This window comes from Polaromonas sp. YR568 (assembly GCF_900116715.1).
Taxonomy (GTDB): Bacteria; Pseudomonadota; Gammaproteobacteria; order Burkholderiales; family Burkholderiaceae_C; genus Polaromonas.
The window spans coordinates 666,172-685,777 of the sequence record NZ_FPBM01000001.1 but is presented as its reverse complement, the minus strand read 5'-3'; the positions used below and the strand labels follow the sequence as shown (position 1 = coordinate 685,777).

19 protein-coding genes and 1 tRNA gene are annotated in these 19,606 nt (G+C 60.0%); all 20 read left to right on the top strand.

Annotation, left to right across the window (positions count from 1 at the left end):
* The first annotated feature begins 47 nt into the window (after positions 1-47).
* Positions 48-1,241, top strand: coding sequence for a pyridoxal phosphate-dependent aminotransferase (locus BM408_RS03245; protein ID WP_092126789.1), 1,194 nt, complete (start codon positions 48-50; stop codon positions 1,239-1,241).
* Between the two features lie 160 nt (positions 1,242-1,401).
* Positions 1,402-1,668, top strand: coding sequence for a 30S ribosomal protein S15 (gene rpsO, locus BM408_RS03240; RefSeq protein ID WP_007864491.1), 267 nt, complete (start codon positions 1,402-1,404; stop codon positions 1,666-1,668).
* Between the two features lie 220 nt (positions 1,669-1,888).
* The gene (gene pnp, locus BM408_RS03235) at positions 1,889-4,006 is read left to right on the top strand and encodes a polyribonucleotide nucleotidyltransferase (RefSeq protein WP_092126787.1); all 2,118 of its coding nucleotides are present in this window, start codon (positions 1,889-1,891) and stop codon (positions 4,004-4,006) included.
* A gap of 75 nt (positions 4,007-4,081) precedes the next feature.
* A complete protein-coding gene (locus tag BM408_RS03230; protein ID WP_092126785.1) occupies positions 4,082-5,068 on the top strand; it encodes an NAD(P)H-quinone oxidoreductase in 987 nt (328 codons plus the stop codon).
* 7 nt (positions 5,069-5,075) lie between these two features.
* Positions 5,076-5,846, top strand: a complete 771-nt coding sequence (tpiA, locus tag BM408_RS03225) for a triose-phosphate isomerase (RefSeq protein WP_092126783.1) — start codon at positions 5,076-5,078, stop codon at positions 5,844-5,846.
* A 33-nt stretch (positions 5,847-5,879) separates the two neighbouring features.
* Positions 5,880-6,299, top strand: coding sequence for a preprotein translocase subunit SecG (gene secG, locus BM408_RS03220; protein ID WP_092126781.1), 420 nt, complete (start codon positions 5,880-5,882; stop codon positions 6,297-6,299).
* Positions 6,300-6,413: 114 nt separating this feature from the next.
* A tRNA-Leu gene (locus BM408_RS03215) sits at positions 6,414-6,498 on the top strand.
* Positions 6,499-6,597: 99 nt separating this feature from the next.
* Entirely contained in the window at positions 6,598-6,957 is a 360-nt protein-coding gene (locus BM408_RS03210) for an NADH-quinone oxidoreductase subunit A (protein WP_007864471.1), read from the top strand.
* Positions 6,958-7,011: 54 nt separating this feature from the next.
* Positions 7,012-7,491 carry a NuoB/complex I 20 kDa subunit family protein gene (locus BM408_RS03205; protein ID WP_092126779.1) on the top strand — a complete coding sequence of 160 codons (480 nt, stop codon included), beginning with the start codon at positions 7,012-7,014 and terminating at the stop codon, positions 7,489-7,491.
* Positions 7,492-7,494: 3 nt separating this feature from the next.
* Positions 7,495-8,103 (top strand): NADH-quinone oxidoreductase subunit C, encoded by a 609-nt coding sequence (locus BM408_RS03200; RefSeq protein ID WP_092126777.1) that lies wholly within the window; start codon positions 7,495-7,497, stop codon positions 8,101-8,103.
* 25 nt (positions 8,104-8,128) lie between these two features.
* Positions 8,129-9,382 carry an NADH-quinone oxidoreductase subunit D gene (locus tag BM408_RS03195; RefSeq protein WP_092126775.1) on the top strand — a complete coding sequence of 418 codons (1,254 nt, stop codon included), beginning with the start codon at positions 8,129-8,131 and terminating at the stop codon, positions 9,380-9,382.
* Positions 9,383-9,399: 17 nt separating this feature from the next.
* The gene (gene nuoE / locus BM408_RS03190; RefSeq protein ID WP_092127343.1) at positions 9,400-9,894 is read left to right on the top strand and encodes an NADH-quinone oxidoreductase subunit NuoE; all 495 of its coding nucleotides are present in this window, start codon (positions 9,400-9,402) and stop codon (positions 9,892-9,894) included.
* Positions 9,891-11,294 carry an NADH-quinone oxidoreductase subunit NuoF gene (gene nuoF / locus BM408_RS03185; RefSeq protein WP_092126773.1) on the top strand — a complete coding sequence of 468 codons (1,404 nt, stop codon included), beginning with the start codon at positions 9,891-9,893 and terminating at the stop codon, positions 11,292-11,294. Before nuoE ends, nuoF begins: the two co-directional genes overlap by 4 nt.
* 19 nt (positions 11,295-11,313) lie before the next feature.
* Positions 11,314-13,470: an NADH-quinone oxidoreductase subunit NuoG gene (nuoG, locus tag BM408_RS03180; protein WP_092126771.1), complete on the top strand. Its 2,157-nt coding sequence runs from the start codon at positions 11,314-11,316 to the stop codon at positions 13,468-13,470.
* The gene (gene nuoH / locus BM408_RS03175) at positions 13,467-14,540 is read left to right on the top strand and encodes an NADH-quinone oxidoreductase subunit NuoH (protein WP_092126769.1); all 1,074 of its coding nucleotides are present in this window, start codon (positions 13,467-13,469) and stop codon (positions 14,538-14,540) included. The genes nuoG and nuoH overlap by 4 nt, the downstream gene beginning before the upstream one ends.
* A gap of 3 nt (positions 14,541-14,543) precedes the next feature.
* A complete protein-coding gene (nuoI, locus tag BM408_RS03170) occupies positions 14,544-15,044 on the top strand; it encodes an NADH-quinone oxidoreductase subunit NuoI (protein WP_092126767.1) in 501 nt (166 codons plus the stop codon).
* A 38-nt stretch (positions 15,045-15,082) separates the two neighbouring features.
* Positions 15,083-15,736 (top strand): NADH-quinone oxidoreductase subunit J, encoded by a 654-nt coding sequence (locus BM408_RS03165; RefSeq protein WP_092126765.1) that lies wholly within the window; start codon positions 15,083-15,085, stop codon positions 15,734-15,736.
* The gene (nuoK, locus tag BM408_RS03160) at positions 15,733-16,041 is read left to right on the top strand and encodes an NADH-quinone oxidoreductase subunit NuoK (protein WP_007864437.1); all 309 of its coding nucleotides are present in this window, start codon (positions 15,733-15,735) and stop codon (positions 16,039-16,041) included. The genes BM408_RS03165 and nuoK overlap by 4 nt, the downstream gene beginning before the upstream one ends.
* A gap of 7 nt (positions 16,042-16,048) precedes the next feature.
* The gene (nuoL, locus tag BM408_RS03155) at positions 16,049-18,073 is read left to right on the top strand and encodes an NADH-quinone oxidoreductase subunit L (RefSeq protein ID WP_092126763.1); all 2,025 of its coding nucleotides are present in this window, start codon (positions 16,049-16,051) and stop codon (positions 18,071-18,073) included.
* 30 nt (positions 18,074-18,103) lie between these two features.
* Positions 18,104-19,579: an NADH-quinone oxidoreductase subunit M gene (locus BM408_RS03150; RefSeq protein WP_092126761.1), complete on the top strand. Its 1,476-nt coding sequence runs from the start codon at positions 18,104-18,106 to the stop codon at positions 19,577-19,579.
* Positions 19,580-19,606: the final 27 nt, after the last annotated feature.

Below are 19,606 nucleotides of genomic sequence, written 5' to 3'. Positions count from 1 at the left end.
CTTCTTTTATTTATTGACTGACGCCGGCAGGCAGATCGAACCATCCCATGAGACAGGCCGTTTTAAATCTTGAAGAGTCCATGATCCGCCAGGTGGCCAATGCCGGCATGGGGCGCAGCGATGTGCTCAAGTTCTGGTTTGGCGAGAGCGACGAGGTCACCCCGGCTTTCATCCGCGATGCTGCAGCGGCTTCGCTGCAGCAGGGCGAGACTTTTTATGCGCACAACCTGGGCCTGCCCGAGCTGCGGGACGCCATTGCCGCTTACGCAACCGGCTTGCGCTGCGCAGGCGCCGCGCCCATCACGGCTGACCGCATTGCGGTTACCTCCGGCGGCGTCAATGCGCTGATGCTGGCGGTGCAGGCGCTGGTGGATGCGGGCGATGAGGTGGTGGCCGTCACGCCGGTCTGGCCCAACCTGACGGCCCAGCCGGCCATCATGGGGGCACGGGTCCAATGCGTCAGCCTCAAGCCGGTAGCGGGCGAATGGCGGCTTGACGTGGCCGAGTTGCTGGCCGCCATCACGCCGAAAACCAAACTTCTGATCGTGAATGCGCCCAACAATCCCACCGGCTGGACGCTGTCGCGCGCCGAGCAGGAGGCTATCCTGGCGCACTGCCGTAAAACCGGCACCTGGATCCTCGCTGACGAGGTGTATGAGCGGCTTTACTACGAACCCACGCCCAATGGCTGCGCGCCCAGTTTTCTGGACATCGCGGCGCCTGAGGACCGTCTGGTGGTCGTTCACAGCTTCTCCAAGAGCTTTTTGATGACCGGCTGGCGCCTGGGCTGGCTGGTGATGCCGGCCACCATGACGCCCCACATGGGCAAACTGGTGGAGTTCAACACCTCCTGCGCGCCGGTGTTTGTGCAACGGGCCGGGCTGGTGGCCATTGAGCGCACCGCCGAGATCACCCCGCGAGTGGTCGCCCACCTCAAAACCTGCCGGGACACCCTGGTGCCGCTGCTTCAGGCGGTGCCGGGTGTACAACTGGCGCCGGCCAAAGGCGGTATGTACGCCTTTTTCCGGCTGGAAGACCAAACCCGCTTCGGCGACTCGCTGGAGACGGCCAAACGCCTGGTGGTCGAGGCCGGGCTGGGCCTGGCGCCCGGCAATGCCTTTATGGTCAACCCCGGCCCGGAAGCGCAGGGCTGGCTGCGCTGGTGTTTCGCCAGCCAGGACGTCGCCCGCCTGGGGCAGGGGGTGGAGCGCCTCCAGCACTGGCTGGGGGCCCGTTCCTGACCTGGGCGGCTTCTCAGGCTATAATCCAAGGCTCTGCGCGGTTTGAGGCCTTTTTGGGGCTTTTTTCATGCCGGAACACGACGAAAGCGGTTTATTTCACTCCCATGTCGGGAACGCTGCTTCGCTCGCAAGCGCACCTCGGTGCAAGAAAGAGAAATCCATGATTGCAAAATCAGTCAAGGCCGAAATCGTTCAGGCCAACGCACGTGCCGCCGGCGACACCGGCAGCCCTGAAGTTCAAGTGGCGCTGCTGACCGGCCGCATCAACGAACTGACCCCCCATTTCAAGGCTAACGCCAAAGATCACCACGGCCGCCGCGGTCTGCTGCGCATGGTGAGCCGCCGCCGCAAGCTGCTGGACTACCTGAAGTCCAAAGATGCTGACCGTTACACCGCGCTGATCGCCAAGCTTGGCCTGCGCAAGTAATCGGTAAAAACGATTTGAAAGCGCCTGAGTTAGTTCACTAGCTCAGGCGCTTTTTACTTCGGAGCAAGGCAAAACGAGCACGCGCTGTGTCATTCCACAAAAAAAGCCCTGGTCAGCCCCCTGATTCCAGGCATTTTGTGGAATGGCATCGTGTTCAGCCAGCCGCCACTCCGGGCCTCCCGCACTGCCTCAAGTGCGTGAATTTAGTGGAGAAAAGAACATGAGCATTTTCAACAAAGTCACCAAATCCTTCCAATGGGGCCAGCACAAGGTCACGATGGAAACCGGCGAAGTCGCACGCCAGTCCAGCGGCGCCGTCATCGTTGACATGGACGGCACCGTGGTGCTGGCCACCGTGGTCGCCAAGACCGATGCCAAGCCTGGCCAGGATTTCTTCCCCCTGACCGTTGACTACCTCGAAAAAACCTACGCCGCCGGCCGCATTCCCGGCAGCTTCTTCAAGCGTGAAGGCCGTCCCAGCGAATTCGAAACGCTGACTTCCCGCCTGATCGACCGCCCGATCCGCCCGCTGTTCCCCGAAGGCTTCTTCAACGAAGTGCAGGTCGTGATCCACGTGCTGTCGCTCAACCCTGAAGTGGAAGGCGACATCCCCGCGCTGATCGCTTCGAGCGCCGCACTGTCGATCTCCGGCATCCCGTTCAACGGCCCCATCGGCGCCGCCCGCGTGGCCTATATCGACGGCCAGTACGTGCTGAACCCCGGCAAGACCCAGCTCAAAGAATCGAAGATGGACCTGGTTGTGGCCGGTACCGAAGCCGCTGTGCTGATGGTCGAGTCCGAAGCCCAGCAACTGTCCGAAGAAATCATGCTCGGCGCCGTGGTGTTCGGCCATGAGCAAGGCAACATCGCCATCAACGCGATTCACGAACTCGTGCGCGACGCCGGCAAGCCGGTCTGGGCCTGGCAAGCGCCTGCCAAGAACGAGCCGCTGATCGCCAAGGTCAACGAACTCGCCGGCGCCAAGTTGCAAGCCGCATATCAGATCCGCGCCAAGCAAGCCCGTACGCAAGCTTGCCGCGTGGTGACGTCTGAAGTCATGGCCGCGCTCAAGGCCGACGGTGTGGAATTCGACGGCGTGGCCGTTGAAGGCATGCTGTTCGACATCGAAGCCAAAATCGTTCGCAGCCAGATCCTGGCCGGCGAGCCGCGCATCGACGGCCGCGACACGCGCACCGTTCGCGCCATTGAAATCCGCAACAGCGTGCTGCCCCGCACCCACGGTTCGGCCCTGTTCACGCGTGGCGAAACCCAGGCGCTGGTCGTGACCACGCTGGGCACCGAGCGCGACGCGCAGCGCATCGACGCACTGTCGGGCGACTACGAAGACCGCTTCATGCTGCACTACAACATGCCTCCGTTCGCCACCGGCGAAACCGGCCGTGTCGGCTCGCCAAAACGCCGCGAAATCGGCCACGGCCGCCTGGCCAAGCGCGCGCTCGTCGCCGTGCTGCCCACGAAGGAAGAATTCCCGTACACCATGCGCGTGGTCTCTGAAATCACCGAATCCAACGGCTCCTCGTCGATGGCTTCGGTTTGCGGCGGCTGCCTGTCGCTGATGGACGCCGGCGTGCCGATGAAGGCCCACGTGGCCGGTATCGCCATGGGCCTGATCAAGGAAGACAACCGCTTTGCCGTGCTGACCGACATCCTGGGTGACGAAGATCATCTGGGCGACATGGACTTCAAGGTTGCCGGTACCACCTTCGGTATCACCGCACTGCAGATGGACATCAAGATTCAGGGCATCACCAAGGAAATCATGCAGGTCGCGCTGGCCCAGGCCAAGGAAGCCCGCATGCACATTCTGGGCAAGATGCAGGAAGCCATGGGCGAAGCCAAGGCCGAAGTGTCCGACTTCGCACCGCGCCTCTATGTCATGAAGATCAATCCCGAGAAGATCCGTGACGTGATCGGCAAGGGCGGCGCCGTCATCCGCGCGCTGACCGAAGAAACCGGCACGCAGATCAACATCGAGGAAGACGGCACCATCACGATCGCGTCGAACGACAGCGCCAAGGCTGATGAAGCCAAACGCCGCATCGCCGAGATCACCGCTGAAGTCGAAATCGGCAAGGTCTACGAAGGCCCGGTCACCAAGATCCTGGACTTCGGCGCACTGATCAACCTGCTGCCCGGCAAGGACGGCCTGCTGCACATCAGCCAGATCGCCCACGAGCGCGTCGAGAAAGTCACCGACTACCTGAGCGAAGGCCAGATCGTCAAGGTCAAGGTTCTGGAGACCGACGAAAAGGGCCGCGTCAAGCTGTCGATGAAGGCCTTGCTCGACCGTCCCGCCCAGGACCAGGATCGGGGCTGATCTAGTCTGCTATTGATTTTGTAGCTGCTGACGCCCGATTTGAAGGCGTTGGCGGCGCAAATGACCTGGATATCCATGAAAGCCGTTGAAATTACATCCTATGGCGCGCCTGAGGTGTTACGCCTTGGCGCGCGTCCGGCGCCTGTCGAGGGTGCCGGTGAGGTTTTGATCCGTGTGAACGCCAGCGGCGTGAACCGCCCTGACGTTCTGCAGCGCATGGGGCACTATCCGGTGCCGCCGGGTGCGTCTGACATTCCTGGGCTTGAAGTTGCGGGCGTCATCGTGTCTGGCGATGCCGGTGCGATGGCTGCGGCGGGTCTGAAGGTTGGTGACCGTGTTTGCGCGCTCGTGGCTGGCGGCGGTTATGCCGAACTGTGTGTTGCGCCTGTCGCGCAATGCTTGCCAGTTCCGGCGGGTCTCAGTGATATCGAGGCTGCCTCACTGCCTGAGACCTTCTTTACCGTCTGGAGCAATGTGTTTGAGCGCGCCCACCTGCAGCCGGGCGAAACCCTGCTGATTCAGGGCGGCTCCAGCGGCATTGGCGTGACAGCCATCCAGATCGCCAAGGCGCTGGGCGCTACGGTACTGGTGACCGCCGGCAGCGACGACAAGTGCGCCGCCTGCGTGGCTTTGGGCGCCGATCACGCCATCAACTACAAAACCAGCGACTTTGCCGAAGAGGTCAAAAAGCTGACGAACGGCAAGGGCGTCAACGTCATTCTCGACATGGTCGCCGGCAGCTATGTGGCGCGTGAAGTCGACTGCATGGCCGAAGACGGCCGCTTGGTCATCATCGCGCTGCAAGGCGGCACCAAGGCCGAATTTAATGCCGGCCTCGTGCTGCGCAAACGCCTGACCATCACCGGCTCGACCCTGCGTCCGCGCCCGGTGGAGTTCAAGGCTGCCATCGCGAAAGCGTTGAAAGAAAAAGTCTGGCCGCTGATTGCCAGCGGCGCCGTCAAGCCGGTGATTCACAGCACGTTTGCCGCTGCGGATGCAGCCAAGGCGCACGCGCTGATGGAGTCCAACCAGCACGTCGGCAAAATCGTTTTGACCTGGTGAGCCAAGAATGAAAAAACTCATTGCGGGAAACTGGAAGATGAACGGCAAGTTTGGCCAGAACACGGCCTTGCTTGACGCTGTGCTTGCCGGGTTGAAAGAAAAGCCTCCGACCTGCGGCGTTGCCGTTTGTGTTCCGTTTCCCTACTTTGTGCAGGTACAGGATTACCAAGACCGAAGCCGTGACGAGTCGGGCAACCCCATGCTTTCTCTCGGCGCGCAAGATGTGTCGGCTCACGAAGCAGGTGCGTATACCGGCGAGGTGGCAGCATCCATGCTTAAAGAGTTGACGGTGAGTTATGTCATCGTTGGCCATTCAGAGCGCCGTCAGTACCACGGTGAAACAGACCAACTGGTAGCCGATAAAACCAAAGCTGCGTTAGCTGCAGGCATCACGCCTATCGTCTGCATTGGCGAAACGCTGGCGGAGCGCGAAGCCGGACACACCGAAGAAGTCGTCAAGCGCCAACTGGCCGCAGTGATTCATACCAACGGCCACTGCATCAGCGAAATCGTGGTGGCCTACGAGCCCGTGTGGGCCATTGGCACCGGCAAGACGGCTTCGCCGCAAGAGGCTCAGGCGGTGCATGCAGTGTTGCGGGCCCAGTTGAAGGCTGCTACCGACCAGTTCGCCCGTGTGAAAATCCTTTATGGCGGCAGCATGAATGCGGCCAACGCGGCATCGCTGCTGGCCCAGCCCGACATCGACGGCGGCCTTATTGGCGGCGCCTCGCTCAAAGCCCCCGATTTTTTGACAATTATTGCTGCAGCCCAAAACTGACAGGCGTAGCGCGCTATTAATTTAGGAGTAGATATGAATGTTGTAATAACCATTGTCCTCGCTGTGCAGATGCTCTCGGCGCTTGGCATGATCGGCCTGATCCTGGTGCAGCACGGCAAGGGCGCCGACATGGGCGCAGCGTTTGGAAGCGGCGGTTCCGGCAGCCTCTTCGGCGCAAGCGGCAGTGCCAACTTTTTGTCGCGCACCACCGGCATCCTCGCTGCGTTGTTTTTTGCCTGCACTTTGCTGCTCGCATATTTTGGCGGCAGCACGCAGCCTCGCACCAGCTCCAGCGTTCTGGAAGGCGCTGCGGTGACGGCCCCCGCGCCTGCTGCTGCGGCCTCTGGTGCGACGCAGATTCCCGGCACCACGGCTCCCGCGGCCGCGACGGCCGCAGTTCCTGCGCCGCCCGCGACCGCTGCGTCAGGCGCTGCGCAAATCCCGACGAAATAACGCGTTTTGCCGCCGCCGCCTCATGGGCGGGGCGGGATTTCAGGGTAAACTCTGAGACTGTCTGGAAAGCCCAAAACCGCAAGGTTTCCTCATGCCATCCAGGCAATTAATACCGCGGACGTGGTGAAATTGGTAGACACGCTATCTTGAGGGGGTAGTGCCGAAAGGTGTGCGAGTTCGAGTCTCGCCGTCCGCACCAGATTGACATGCATCGGCAGCAGCGCTCCGGCAGTGCTGTCGGCTCAAACGGCAAACTGAAGCAAACCGCGCAAGTGGCTTTTCAGAAGTTGAATCCACGATGAACCTCGATCAATACCTTCCTGTTCTCCTGTTTATTCTGGTCGGTGTGGGTGTCGGCGTGGTGCCTCAGGTCCTGGGGCGTTTGTTGGGTCCCGTGCGGCCTGACAGCGAAAAAAACTCTCCTTACGAATGCGGCTTCGAAGCTTTCGAAGATGCCCGCATGAAATTCGATGTGCGCTACTACCTGGTCGCCATCCTCTTCATTCTTTTTGACCTCGAAATCGCTTTCCTCTTTCCCTGGGCCGTAGCGCTCAAGGAAATCGGGCCTGTCGGTTTCTGGTCCGTCATGATTTTCCTGGGCATTCTGGTCGTGGGCTTTGTCTACGAGTGGAAAAAAGGTGCGCTGGACTGGGAATAAGAAGATAAGAATCCCGAGGGTTCTCTAGGCGAGTCTCGCCACAAAGGTACGGGTATGTCACTTGAAGGTGTTTTCAACGAAGGCTTCATGACCACGAGTTACGACTCGGTGGTGAACTGGGCCAAGACGGGTTCGCTCTGGCCCATGACGTTCGGCCTGGCTTGCTGTGCCGTCGAAATGATGCACGCCGGCGCAGCGCGCTACGACATCGACCGTTTCGGCATGCTGTTTCGTCCCAGCCCGCGCCAGTCTGACCTGATGATCGTCGCCGGCACGCTGTGCAACAAGATGGGTCCCGCACTGCGCAAGGTGTATGACCAGATGTCCGAGCCGCGCTGGGTGTTGTCCATGGGTTCCTGTGCCAACGGCGGCGGCTACTACCACTACAGCTATTCGGTGGTTCGCGGTTGCGACCGCATCGTACCGGTTGATGTGTACGTGCCTGGTTGCCCTCCCACGGCCGAAGCGCTGATGTACGGCATCATCCAGCTGCAGCAGAAAATCCGTCGCACCAACACGATTGCGAGGGCTTAAAGCATGTCCTCTTCTCCTGTTTCCATGGAGCAACTCGCCGAAACGATTCGTGCGGTGCTGGGTGACAAAGTCAAAAACCTGAGCATTGCGCTCGGCGAAATCACGCTCACGGTGTCGGCTGCCGATTACCTTGCGGCCGCGACCCTGTTGCGCGATGCACCCGGTTGCCGCTTCGAGCAGTTGATTGACTTGTGTGGTGTCGACTATTCCGAATACAGGGACGGCCAGTACGACGGCCTGCGTTACTGCGTGGCGTCGCACTTGTTGTCCGTTAGCCTTAATCAGCGCGTTCGCCTCAAGGTGTTCTGTACTGATGACGACTTTCCCGTGGTGGATTCGCTTAACGGCGTGTGGAACTCGGCCAACTGGTTTGAGCGCGAGGCCTTTGACCTTTACGGCATCATCTTCGAAGGCCACAACGACCTGCGCCGCATCCTGACCGACTATGGCTTTATCGGCCATCCTTTCCGCAAGGACTTCCCGACGTCGGGTCATGTGGAAATGCGCTATGACCCGGAACAGAAGCGTGTGATTTACCAGCCGGTCACCATCGAGCCGCGTGAAATCACTCCCCGTGTGATTCGCGAAGACAACTACGGCGGACTGCAATAAGCGGCACCGGCAAGAGATACCCCACATGGCTGAAATCAAAAACTACACGCTTAACTTTGGACCACAGCATCCCGCAGCGCACGGCGTGCTGCGGCTGGTGCTTGAGCTCGACGGCGAAGTGATCCAGCGCGCCGATCCGCACATCGGCCTGCTGCACCGCGCAACCGAAAAGCTCGCTGAAAGCAAGACCTACATCCAGTCGCTGCCTTACATGGACAGGCTGGACTACGTCTCCATGATGTCTAACGAGCATGCTTACTGCCTGGCCATCGAAAAGCTGCTGGGCGTTGACGTGCCGGTTCGCGCGCAATACATCCGCGTGATGTACGCAGAAATCACGCGCCTGCTCAACCACCTGCTGTGGCTGGGCGCGCATGGTTTCGATTGCGGCGCGATGAACATCCTGATTTACTGCTTTCGCGAACGTGAGGCGCTGTTCGACATGTACGAGGCCGTTTCCGGCGCGCGCATGCATGCGGCCTACTTCCGCCCGGGCGGCGTGTACCGCGACCTGCCCGACAGCATGCCGCAGTACCGCGTCAGCAAGGTCAAGAACGCCAAAGCCATTGAGGCACTGAACGAGAACCGCCAAGGCTCGCTGCTCGACTTCATCGAGGACTTCACCAATAAATTCCCGGGCTACGTCGACGAATACGAGACCCTGCTGACGGACAACCGGATCTGGAAGCAGCGCACGGTTGGCGTGGGTGTGGTTTCGCCTGAGCGCGCGCTCAACCTCGGCTTCACAGGCCCCATGCTTCGCGGTTCAGGTTTTGCCTGGGATCTGCGCAAGCAGCAGCCCTACGACGTCTACGACAAGATGGACTTCGACATCCCGGTCGGCAAGACCGGCGACTGCTATGACCGCTACCTGGTTCGCGTCGAAGAGATGCGCCAGTCCAACCGCATCATCAAGCAGTGCATTGACTGGCTGCGCGTGAATCCCGGTCCGGTGATCACCAGCAACCACAAGGTCGCTGCGCCGGATCGCGAATCCATGAAGTCCAACATGGAAGAGCTGATCCACCATTTCAAGCTCTTCACCGAAGGCTTCCACGTGCCCGAAGGCGAAGCCTACGCGGCGGTCGAGCACCCCAAGGGGGAGTTTGGTATTTACATCGTCAGCGACGGCGCGAACAAGCCTTATCGCCTGAAGATCCGTCCGCCGGGTTTCCCGCACCTCGCGGCCATGGACGAAATGTCGCGCGGCCACATGATTGCCGACGCCGTCGCCGTGATCGGCACCATGGACATTGTGTTCGGTGAGATTGACCGTTAAACCGGATGGCTTCCCCCATGATTTCTGAACAAACCCGAGCGCGCTTCGACCGCGAAGTCGCCAAATACCCCGCAGACCAGAAGCAGTCGGCCGTGATGGCCTGCCTGACCATCCTGCAGGAAGAGCACGGCTACGTGAGCGCCGAGAGCGAAAAGGTCGTGGCCGAATACCTCGGCATGCCGCCCATTGCCGTGCATGAAGTCACCACCTTCTACAACATGTACAACCAGCGCCCGGTTGGCAAGTACAAACTCAACGTCTGCACCAACCTGCCTTGCCAGTTGCGCGACGGCGCCAAGGCGCTCAAGCACCTGGAGCACAAGCTGGGTATCGCCATGGGCGAGACCAGCGCCGACGGCCTCTTCACACTGCAGCAGTCCGAATGCCTGGGCGCCTGCGCCGATTCGCCGGTGATGCTCGTCAACGATCTCACCATGTGCAGCTTCATGAGCAACGAGAAGCTGGACCAGCTCATCGAAGGTCTCAAATCCGCTGAGGCAAAGCAACCATGACGCTCGCACCCCTGACTCCCAACAGCGCAGCCGCGCAAAGTGTGCTGTCCCAGTTCTCGGCCACCGGTGTGCAAACCTGCTTCCATGGCCGGCACATCAACCCGCAAATCCTGGCCGACCTTGACGGCAGCAACTGGCGGCTCAAAGACTATGAAGCCCGCGGCGGCTACCAGGCCCTGCGCAAGATTCTCAAGCAGGACGGCGGGGAGGGCATGACGCCCGACCAGGTCATCGCCGAAGTCAAGGCCGGCAGCCTGCGCGGCCGTGGCGGTGCGGGTTTCCCGACCGGGCTCAAGTGGAGCTTCATGCCCCGCCAATTCCCGGGCCAGAAATACCTCGTCTGCAATTCGGACGAGGGCGAGCCGGGCACCTGCAAAGACCGCGACATCATGCAGTACAACCCGCACAGCGTGATCGAGGGCATGGCGATTGCCGCCTACGCGATGGGCATCAGCGTGGGCTACAACTATATTCACGGCGAAATTTTCGCAACCTACCAGCGCTTTGAAGAAGCCCTGGAAGAGGCGCGCGCCGCCGGCTTGCTGGGCAACAACATTTTCGGCAGCGGCTTCAGCTTCCAGCTCCATGCCTCGCACGGTTTTGGCGCCTACATCTGCGGTGAAGAAACCGCTTTGCTCGAATCGCTCGAAGGCAAAAAAGGCCAGCCGCGATTCAAGCCGCCGTTTCCGGCCAGCTTTGGCCTCTACGGCAAGCCCACCACCATCAACAACACCGAGACTTTCGCGGCTGTACCCTGGATCATCCGCAACGGCGGCCAGGCCTACCTCGAATGCGGCAAGCCCAACAATGGCGGCACCAAGATCTATTCGGTTTCGGGCGACGTCGAATTGCCGGGCAACTATGAAGTGCCCATGGGCACGCCGTTTTCCAAGCTGCTGGAACTCGCCGGCGGCGTGCGCAAGGGCCGCACGCTCAAGGCTGTGATCCCTGGCGGTTCTTCAGCGCCTGTGCTGCCGGCATCCATCATGATGGAATGCACCATGGACTACGACTCCATCGCCAAGGCCGGCTCCATGCTGGGCTCGGGAGCGGTGATCGTGATGGACGACAGCCGTTGCATGGTCGAGTCGCTCAAGCGCCTGTCCTACTTTTATATGCACGAATCCTGCGGCCAGTGCACGCCTTGCCGCGAAGGCACGGGTTGGCTCTGGCGCGTGGTGGATCGCATCCACAACGGCCACGGCAAGCAAACCGACATGGACCTGCTCAATTCGGTGGCCGACAACATCCAGGGCCGCACCATCTGCGCCCTGGGCGATGCCGCGGCCATGCCGGTGCGCGCCATGATCAAGCACTTCCGCCATGAGTTTGAAGCCATGATCAAGCCACAAGTCTCCCACGCCCCCACATCCCAGGCTTCGGCTGCTGTGCAAGCCTGAGTCGAGGAAAGAAAAAAATATGGTTGAAATAGAACTCGACGGCCAGAAGGTGGAAGTGCTTGAAGGCAGCACGGTGATGCATGCGGCCGAAAAAGTCGGTACTTACATTCCGCACTTTTGCTATCACAAGAAACTGAGCATTGCCGCCAACTGCCGCATGTGCCTGGTTGATGTGGAGAAGGCCCCCAAGCCCATGCCCGCCTGCGCCACGCCGGTGACGCAAGGCATGATCGTGCGCACCAAGAACGACAAAGCCATCAAGGCCCAGAAGGGTGTGATGGAGTTCCTGCTGATCAACCACCCGCTGGATTGCCCGATTTGCGACCAGGGCGGCGAGTGCCAGTTGCAGGATCTGGCCGTTGGCTATGGCGGCAGCGAGTCGCGCTACGAAGAAGAAAAGCGCGTTGTCTTCCATAAAGACGTCGGCCCGCTGATTTCCATGCAGGAAATGAGCCGCTGCATCCATTGCACCCGCTGCGTGCGTTTCGGCCAGGAAGTGGCCGGCGTGATGGAGCTCGGCATGTCGCATCGCGGCGAGCACGCCGAGATCGAAACCTTCGTCGGCATGTCGGTGGACTCTGAACTGTCCGGCAACATGATCGACATCTGCCCTGTTGGCGCGCTGACCAGCAAACCATTCCGCTACAGCGCCCGCACCTGGGAGCTGTCGCGCCGCAAGTCGGTCAGCCCGCATGACTCGACCGGCGCCAACCTGATTGTCCAGGTCAAGAGCAACAAGGTCATGCGCGTTGTGCCGCTCGAGAATGAAGACGTCAACGAATGCTGGATCGCCGACCGCGACCGTTTTTCGTATGAATCCCTGAATAGCGACGAACGTCTCACCAGCCCGATGCTCAAGCAGGGCGGCGAGTGGAAAACCGTCGACTGGCAGACCGCGCTTGAGTACGTGGCCAACGGCCTCAAACAAATCAAGGCAGATCACGGCGCCAACAGCATCGGCACGCTGGCCAGCCCGCACAGCACGCTCGAAGAGCTTTACCTCGCCGCATCCTTGATGCGCGGCCTGGGTAGCGACAACATCGACTATCGCCTTCGCAATGCCGAGTTCACGGCATCGCCGGCCATCCGCTGGCTGGGTACTTCCATCGCTTCGCTGTCGCAATTGCAGCGAGTGCTCGTGGTTGGCTCCAACTTGCGCAAAGACCATCCGCTGTTCGCACAGCGCATTCGTCAGGCCGTTCGCAAGGGCGGGGCGCTCAGCACCATCAACTCCACCGCCGAACTGGCAAACGCTGATGCCTGGGCAATGCCTGTCGCCAACACACTGCTGGCAGCGCCTGAGGCCTGGGCCCAGTCCCTGGCCGATGTAGCTGCCGCGATCGCCGCTGACAAGGGTGTTACGGCGCCCGCCGCCGGCCAGGCCACCGATAGCGCCAAGGCCATCGCCAAGTCCCTGCTGGGCGGCGAACGCAAAGCCATCCTGCTCGGCAATGCCGCCGCGCACCACGCCAAGGCCTCCAGCCTGCTGGCGCTGGCCAACTGGATCGCCGGGCAGACCGGCGCCACGGTGGGCTATCTCACGGAGGCCGCCAATACGGTGGGCGCTCAACTGGCTGGCGCTTTGCCTGCCGACAAGGGCTTGCATGCCGGCCAGATGCTGGACGGCCAGCTCAAAGCCGTGATCCTGCTCAACAACGAACCCGAATTTGACTCGGCCGCAGGCGCCCGGGCGAAAACCTCGCTCAACACGGCGCAGATGGTCGTGACGCTGAGCCCCTTCAAGGCCAACATGGGTTTCAGCGACGTGCTGCTGCCTATCGCACCATTCACCGAGACCCCTGGTACCTTCGTGAATGCCGAAGGCCGCGTGCAGGGCTTTCATGCCGTCGTCAAACCACTGGGTGATACGCGTCCTGCCTGGAAAGTGCTGCGTGTGCTCGCCAATCTGCTGGATCTGCCGGGCTTTGATTTCGAATCCTCGCAAGACGTGCTCAAGCAGGTTGCTGGCGCCGACCTCGCACAAATCCCCGCAGCCAAACTGGGTAACAGCACGCAGGCCGGCATCGACCTGTCGGCAGCCCCAACCCGGGCGCCTGCGGTGGCCAGTATTTATCAGCTCGACGGGCTGACCAGGCGCGCGACATCGCTGCAACTGACGGCGGATGCCCGTCAGGCTGTCGGCGTTGAAGCGAAGCTCGAAGGAGTGGGCGCATGATTGACGCGATCTACACCTTTGGCCAGGGTTTGGCGGGTGGTATCTGGCCTGGCACCGTGTGGCCCGTGCTGTGGACGCTCGTCAAGATCGTCTGCGTCCTGGCGCCGCTGATGGGCCTTGTGGCCTACCTCACTTTGTGGGAGCGCAAGGCCATTGGTTTTACCCAGATTCGCCTCGGCCCCAACCGCGTCGGGCCTTTCGGCTTGCTGCAGCCGATCGCCGATGCGCTCAAATTGCTGACCAAGGAAATCATCATCCCCACGGCGGCGAGCAAGGGCCTGTTCGTGCTCGGCCCCATCATGACCATCATGCCGGCGCTGGCCGCATGGGCCGTGATTCCCTTCGGGCCCGAGATCGCGCTGGCCAATATCAATGCCGGCCTGCTGTTCCTCATGGCCATCACGTCGCTGGAAGTTTATGGCGTGATCATCGCGGGCTGGGCTTCCAACTCCAAATACGCCTTCCTGGGCGCCATGCGTGCCTCGGCGCAAATGGTCAGCTATGAAATCGCCATGGGCTTCTGCTTGGTGGTGGTGCTCATGGTGTCGGGCAGCCTCAATATGACCGACATCGTGATGAGCCAGGGCAAAGGCATGCTGGCAAGCAATGGCTGGACTTTCCTGTCCTGGAACTGGTTGCCGCTGTTGCCGATTTTTGTGGTGTATTTCATCTCCGGCCTGGCCGAGACCAACCGCCACCCCTTCGACGTGGTTGAAGGCGAGTCCGAAATCGTGGCTGGCCATATGGTTGAGTACTCGGGCATGGCTTTCGCGATGTTCTTCCTCGCCGAATACGCCAACATGTGGCTGGTCGCCATTCTGGCCGTGCTGCTGTTCCTGGGCGGCTGGTTGCCGCCTGTTGAAGCGCTGAGCTTCATCCCCGGCTGGATCTGGCTGGGCGCCAAGACTTTTGTCGTGGTCACCATGTTCCTGTGGGTGCGCGCCACCTTCCCGCGCTTTCGTTATGACCAGATCATGCGTTTGGGCTGGAAGATTTTCATTCCCGTGACCCTGGTCTGGCTGGTGGTCGTTGGCGCCTGGATGCAGACGCCTTACAACATCTGGAAATAAACCATGTCTTCCGCAGTAGCTTCCGTCAAGGATTTTGTTTCGAGCTTCATGCTCACTGAGCTGTTCAAGGGCATGGCCCTGACCGGCAAGTACATGTTCAGCCGCAAGATCACGGTCCAGTTTCCCGAAGAGAAGACCCCGCTGAGCCCGCGTTTTCGCGGCCTGCACGCGCTGCGCCGTTATGAAAACGGCGAAGAGCGTTGCATTGCCTGCAAACTCTGTGAGGCAGTGTGCCCGGCGATGGCCATCACCATCGAATCCGACGTGCGCGAAGACGGCAGCCGCCGCACTTCGCGTTATGACATCGACCTGACCAAATGCATCTTCTGCGGCTTCTGCGAAGAAAGCTGCCCGGTCGACTCCATCGTTGAGACCCACATCTTTGAATACCACGGTGAAAAACGCGGCGACCTGTACTTCACCAAAGAGATGCTGCTGGCCGTTGGCGACCGGTATGAGTCCGAAATTGCCGCCAACCGCACGGCTGATGCCAAGTACCGCTGAACACCAGCCCTCTGGCTCAAGAAAGAACCCACAAGAACATGGACGCTAAAACAGGTCTCTTTTATGTTTTCGCCGCAGTGCTGCTGTTTGCAGCATTCAAGGTGATTACTGCGCGCAACCCGGTGCATGCGGCGCTTTACCTCGTGCTGGCATTCTTCCAGGCGTCCGCCGTCTGGATTCTGCTCAAGGCCGAGTTCCTGGCCATCACGCTGGTGCTGGTCTATGTGGGTGCTGTGATGGTGCTGTTCCTGTTCGTCGTGATGATGCTGGACATCAATATCGATAGCGTGCGCAAAGGCTTCTGGAAGCACTTCCCGCTGGCCGGCTCCGTCGGCGCCATCATCGCGCTGGAAATGTCTTATGTGTTGATGGGCGGCTTTCGTGAGCCCCCCAAAGCTGCGGGCGCTGTGGGCCAGATAGGCGCACAGGTCTCCAACACCAAAGAACTCGGCAAGCTGCTGTATTCGGAATACCTCTATCCGCTGGAAGTCGCGGCCGTGATCCTGCTGGTGGCCATCATTGCCGCCATCGCGCTGACCTTGCGCGCACGCAAGGACTCCAAGTACCAGAACCCTTCAGAGCAGATTCGGGTCAAGCGGGCTGACCGCGTAAGCCTGGTCAAGATGAAATCCGTCGTTGCCGCACCGGTTGTCGCCGCAGCTGCAGCACCTGCCGAGGAAAAGAAACCATGACGCTCACCCTCGGACATTTTCTTTCGCTGGGCGCGATGCTGTTCGCGCTGTCGGTCATCGGCATCTTCCTGAACCGCAAGAACCTGATCGTGCTGCTCATGGCCATCGAGCTCATGCTGCTGGCCGTCAACATGAACTTCGTGGCCTTCTCGTATTACCTGAATGACATGGCGGGCCAGGTTTTTGTGTTCTTCATCCTGACTGTTGCCGCGGCTGAATCGGCCATCGGCCTGGCCATTTTGGTGCTCTTGTTCCGCAACAAGTCCAGCATCAACGTCGACGAACTCAACACGCTCCAAGGCTAAAAACAAGATGAGCCAAACCCTTTCCGCATCGGCCCTGCTGGCCGTCCCGCTGGCGCCGCTGGCCGGCGCCCTGGCGGCCGGTATCCTGGGCACCTCCTTCGGTGGCAACTGGATAGGCCGGCGTCTGTCGCATACCCTCACCATTCTTGGCGTGCTGGTGGCGTTCATCATTTCGGCCATGACGCTCAAGAGCGTCGCGGTCGACGGCGCGCGTTTCAACGAAACGCTCTACACCTGGATGAGCGTCGGCGGCCTGAAGATGGAAGTCGGCTTCCTGGTCGATGGCCTGACCGCGATGATGATGTGTGTGGTGACTTTCGTCTCCCTGATGGTGCACATCTACACCATCGGCTACATGGAAGAAGACGAAGGCTACAACCGTTTCTTTGCCTACATCTCGCTGTTCACCTTCTCCATGCTGATGCTGGTGATGAGCAACAACATGCTGCAGCTGTTCTTTGGCTGGGAAGCTGTGGGCCTGGTGTCCTACCTGCTGATCGGTTTCTGGTTCAACAAACCTACCGCCATCTTCGCGAACATGAAGGCCTTCCTGGTCAACCGTGTGGGTGACTTCGGTTTCATTCTCGGCATCGGCCTGATTGCCGCTTATGCCGGCACGCTCAACTACGGCGAGGCCTTTGCCAAAGCCGATGAGCTCTCCAAGCTGACGCTGCCGGGTACCGGCTGGATGCTGGTGACCGTGATCTGTATCTGCCTCTTTATCGGCGCCATGGGTAAATCGGCGCAGTTCCCCTTGCACGTCTGGCTGCCGGACTCCATGGAAGGCCCGACCCCCATCTCCGCGCTGATTCACGCGGCAACCATGGTGACCGCCGGTATTTTTATGGTGGCACGCATGTCGCCTTTGTTTGAACTCAGCGACACCGCGCTCAGCTTCATCATGGTGATTGGCGCCATCACGGCCCTGTTCATGGGTTTTCTCGGCATCATCCAGAACGACATCAAGCGCGTGGTTGCGTACTCCACGCTGTCGCAGCTGGGTTATATGACGGTCGCGCTGGGCGCTTCGGCCTATTCCGTCGCGGTGTTCCACCTGATGACGCACGCCTTCTTCAAGGCGCTGCTGTTCCTGGCGGCAGGCTCGGTCATCATCGGCATGCACCACAACCAGGACATCCGCTGGATGGGTGGCGTGCGCAAGTACATGCCCATCACCTGGTTCACCTCCTTGCTGGGTACGCTGGCCCTGATCGGCACGCCGCTGTTCGCCGGTTTCTATTCCAAAGACAGCATCATTGAAGCTGTGCATGAAAGCCACCTCGCAGGCGCCGGGTTTGCATACTTCGCGGTGCTGGCCGGGGTTTTTGTGACGGCGTTCTACTCGTTCCGCCTGTATTTCCTGGTGTTCCACGGCAAGGAGCGCTTTGATCAGAACCCTGATGCGCATCATCATGGTCACGATGACCATGGCCACCATGACGACCATCACGAGCCGCACGAGTCTCCGTGGGTTGTGACGGCGCCGCTGATCCTGCTGGCCATTCCCTCCGTGGTTATCGGCTTTTTGACGATTGAGCCCATGCTGTACGGTGATTTCTTCAAAGATTCCATTCTGGTGAATCTGGAAAAGCACCCTGCCATGGAAGAGCTGAAAAACCTGTTCCACGGCCCAGCCCAGATGGCTTTGCACGGTCTCACCGCTGCGCCGTTCTGGCTGGCCCTGTCTGGCTCCGTGCTGGCCTGGTATATGTACATGGTGAACCCGGCCCTGCCGACTGCGATCAAGCGCATGTTCATGCCGATCTTCACCTTGCTTGAGAACAAGTACTACCTCGACTGGTTCAATGAAAACGTATTGGCTCGTGGTACCCGGGCCCTGGGCACGGCCCTGTGGAAGGGTGGCGACCAGAAACTGATCGACGGTGCGGTGGTCAATGGCTCCTGGAAACTGGTCGGCTGGGTGTCCAGCATTGTGCGCAGGCTGCAGTCCGGCTACATCTATCACTATGCCTTCGGCATGATCATTGGCGTGTTTGTGTTGATGACGTATTTCGTCTGGCTCAACCGCTGATCAGTTCAACAAATACAAGGAAGAACAAGAATGGGTTTGTTGAGTCTTGCGATCTGGACACCGATTATTTTCGGGGTTGTTCTGCTGGCTTTGGGCCGTGACGAGCAGGCGCACAGCGTTCGCTGGATTGCACTGATTGGTGCGATCGTCAGTTTTCTGGTGACGCTGCCTTTGTACGGCGGCTTTGAGCTGGGCACCTCGGCCATGCAGTTCGTGGAGAAGGGCAGCTGGATTCAGCGCTTCAATGTCAATTACCACCTGGGCGTGGACGGCATTTCGCTGTGGTTTGTGTTGTTGACGGCCTTTATCAACGTCGTCGTCATCATTGCCAGCTGGGAAGCCATCACGACGCGCGTCAACCAGTACATGGCGTCTTTCCTGATCCTGAGCGGGCTCATGATCGGCGTGTTTACGGCCCTCGACGGGATCCTGTTTTACGTGTTCTTCGAAGCCACGCTGATCCCGATGTACCTGATCATCGGTATCTGGGGTGGTCCCAACAAGATCTACGCCGCGTTCAAGTTCTTCCTGTACACGCTGCTCGGTTCGCTCCTGATGCTGGTCGCGCTGATCTTTCTGTACAACAAGTCGGGTGGTAGTTTCGATATCCTGACCTGGCACAAACTGCCATTGGGCAGCACTGTGCAGACTCTGTTGTTCTTTGCGTTCTTTGCGGCCTTTGCCGTGAAAGTGCCGATGTGGCCGGTACACACCTGGTTGCCCGATGTGCACGTTGAAGCGCCTACCGGCGGTTCGGCCGTGCTGGCCGCCATCATGCTGAAGCTGGGTGCTTATGGCTTCCTGCGGTTCTCCATGCCGATTGCGCCGGATGCGTCGCACGAATGGGCCTGGTTGATGATTGCCTTGTCATTGATTGCTGTTGTCTATGTGGGTCTGGTGGCCCTCGTTCAGCAAGACATGAAAAAGCTGGTGGCCTATTCATCCGTGGCCCACATGGGTTTTGTCACACTCGGCTTCTTTATCTTCAATGACCTGGGTGTTTCCGGTGGCCTGGTGCAGATGATTGCCCACGGCTTTGTTTCGGGCGCCATGTTCCTGTGCATCGGCGTGTTGTACGACCGCGTGCATTCGCGTGAGATCGCCAGCTACGGCGGCGTGGTGAACACCATGCCCAAGTTTGCGGCGTTTGCACTGTTGTTTGCCATGGCCAATTGCGGCCTGCCGGCCACAGCGGGCTTTGTCGGCGAGTGGATGGTGATTCTGGGCGCCGTTAAATACAACTTCTGGATAGGCGGAGCGGCAGCGACCGCACTCATCTTCGGCGCAGCCTACACCCTGTGGATGTACAAACGCGTCTACCTGGGGCCTGTGGCCAATGACGACGTCAAAGCCCTTACCGATATCAACAGCCGCGAATTCCTGATGCTCGCGCTGCTTGCCATTGCAGTGCTGTACATGGGCATCTATCCCAAGCCGTTTACGGACGTGATGAACACCTCGGTGGCCGATTTGCTCAAGCACGTCGCAGTCTCCAAGCTGAACTGAAGCTGAACCGACGCAACTACAAAGAAT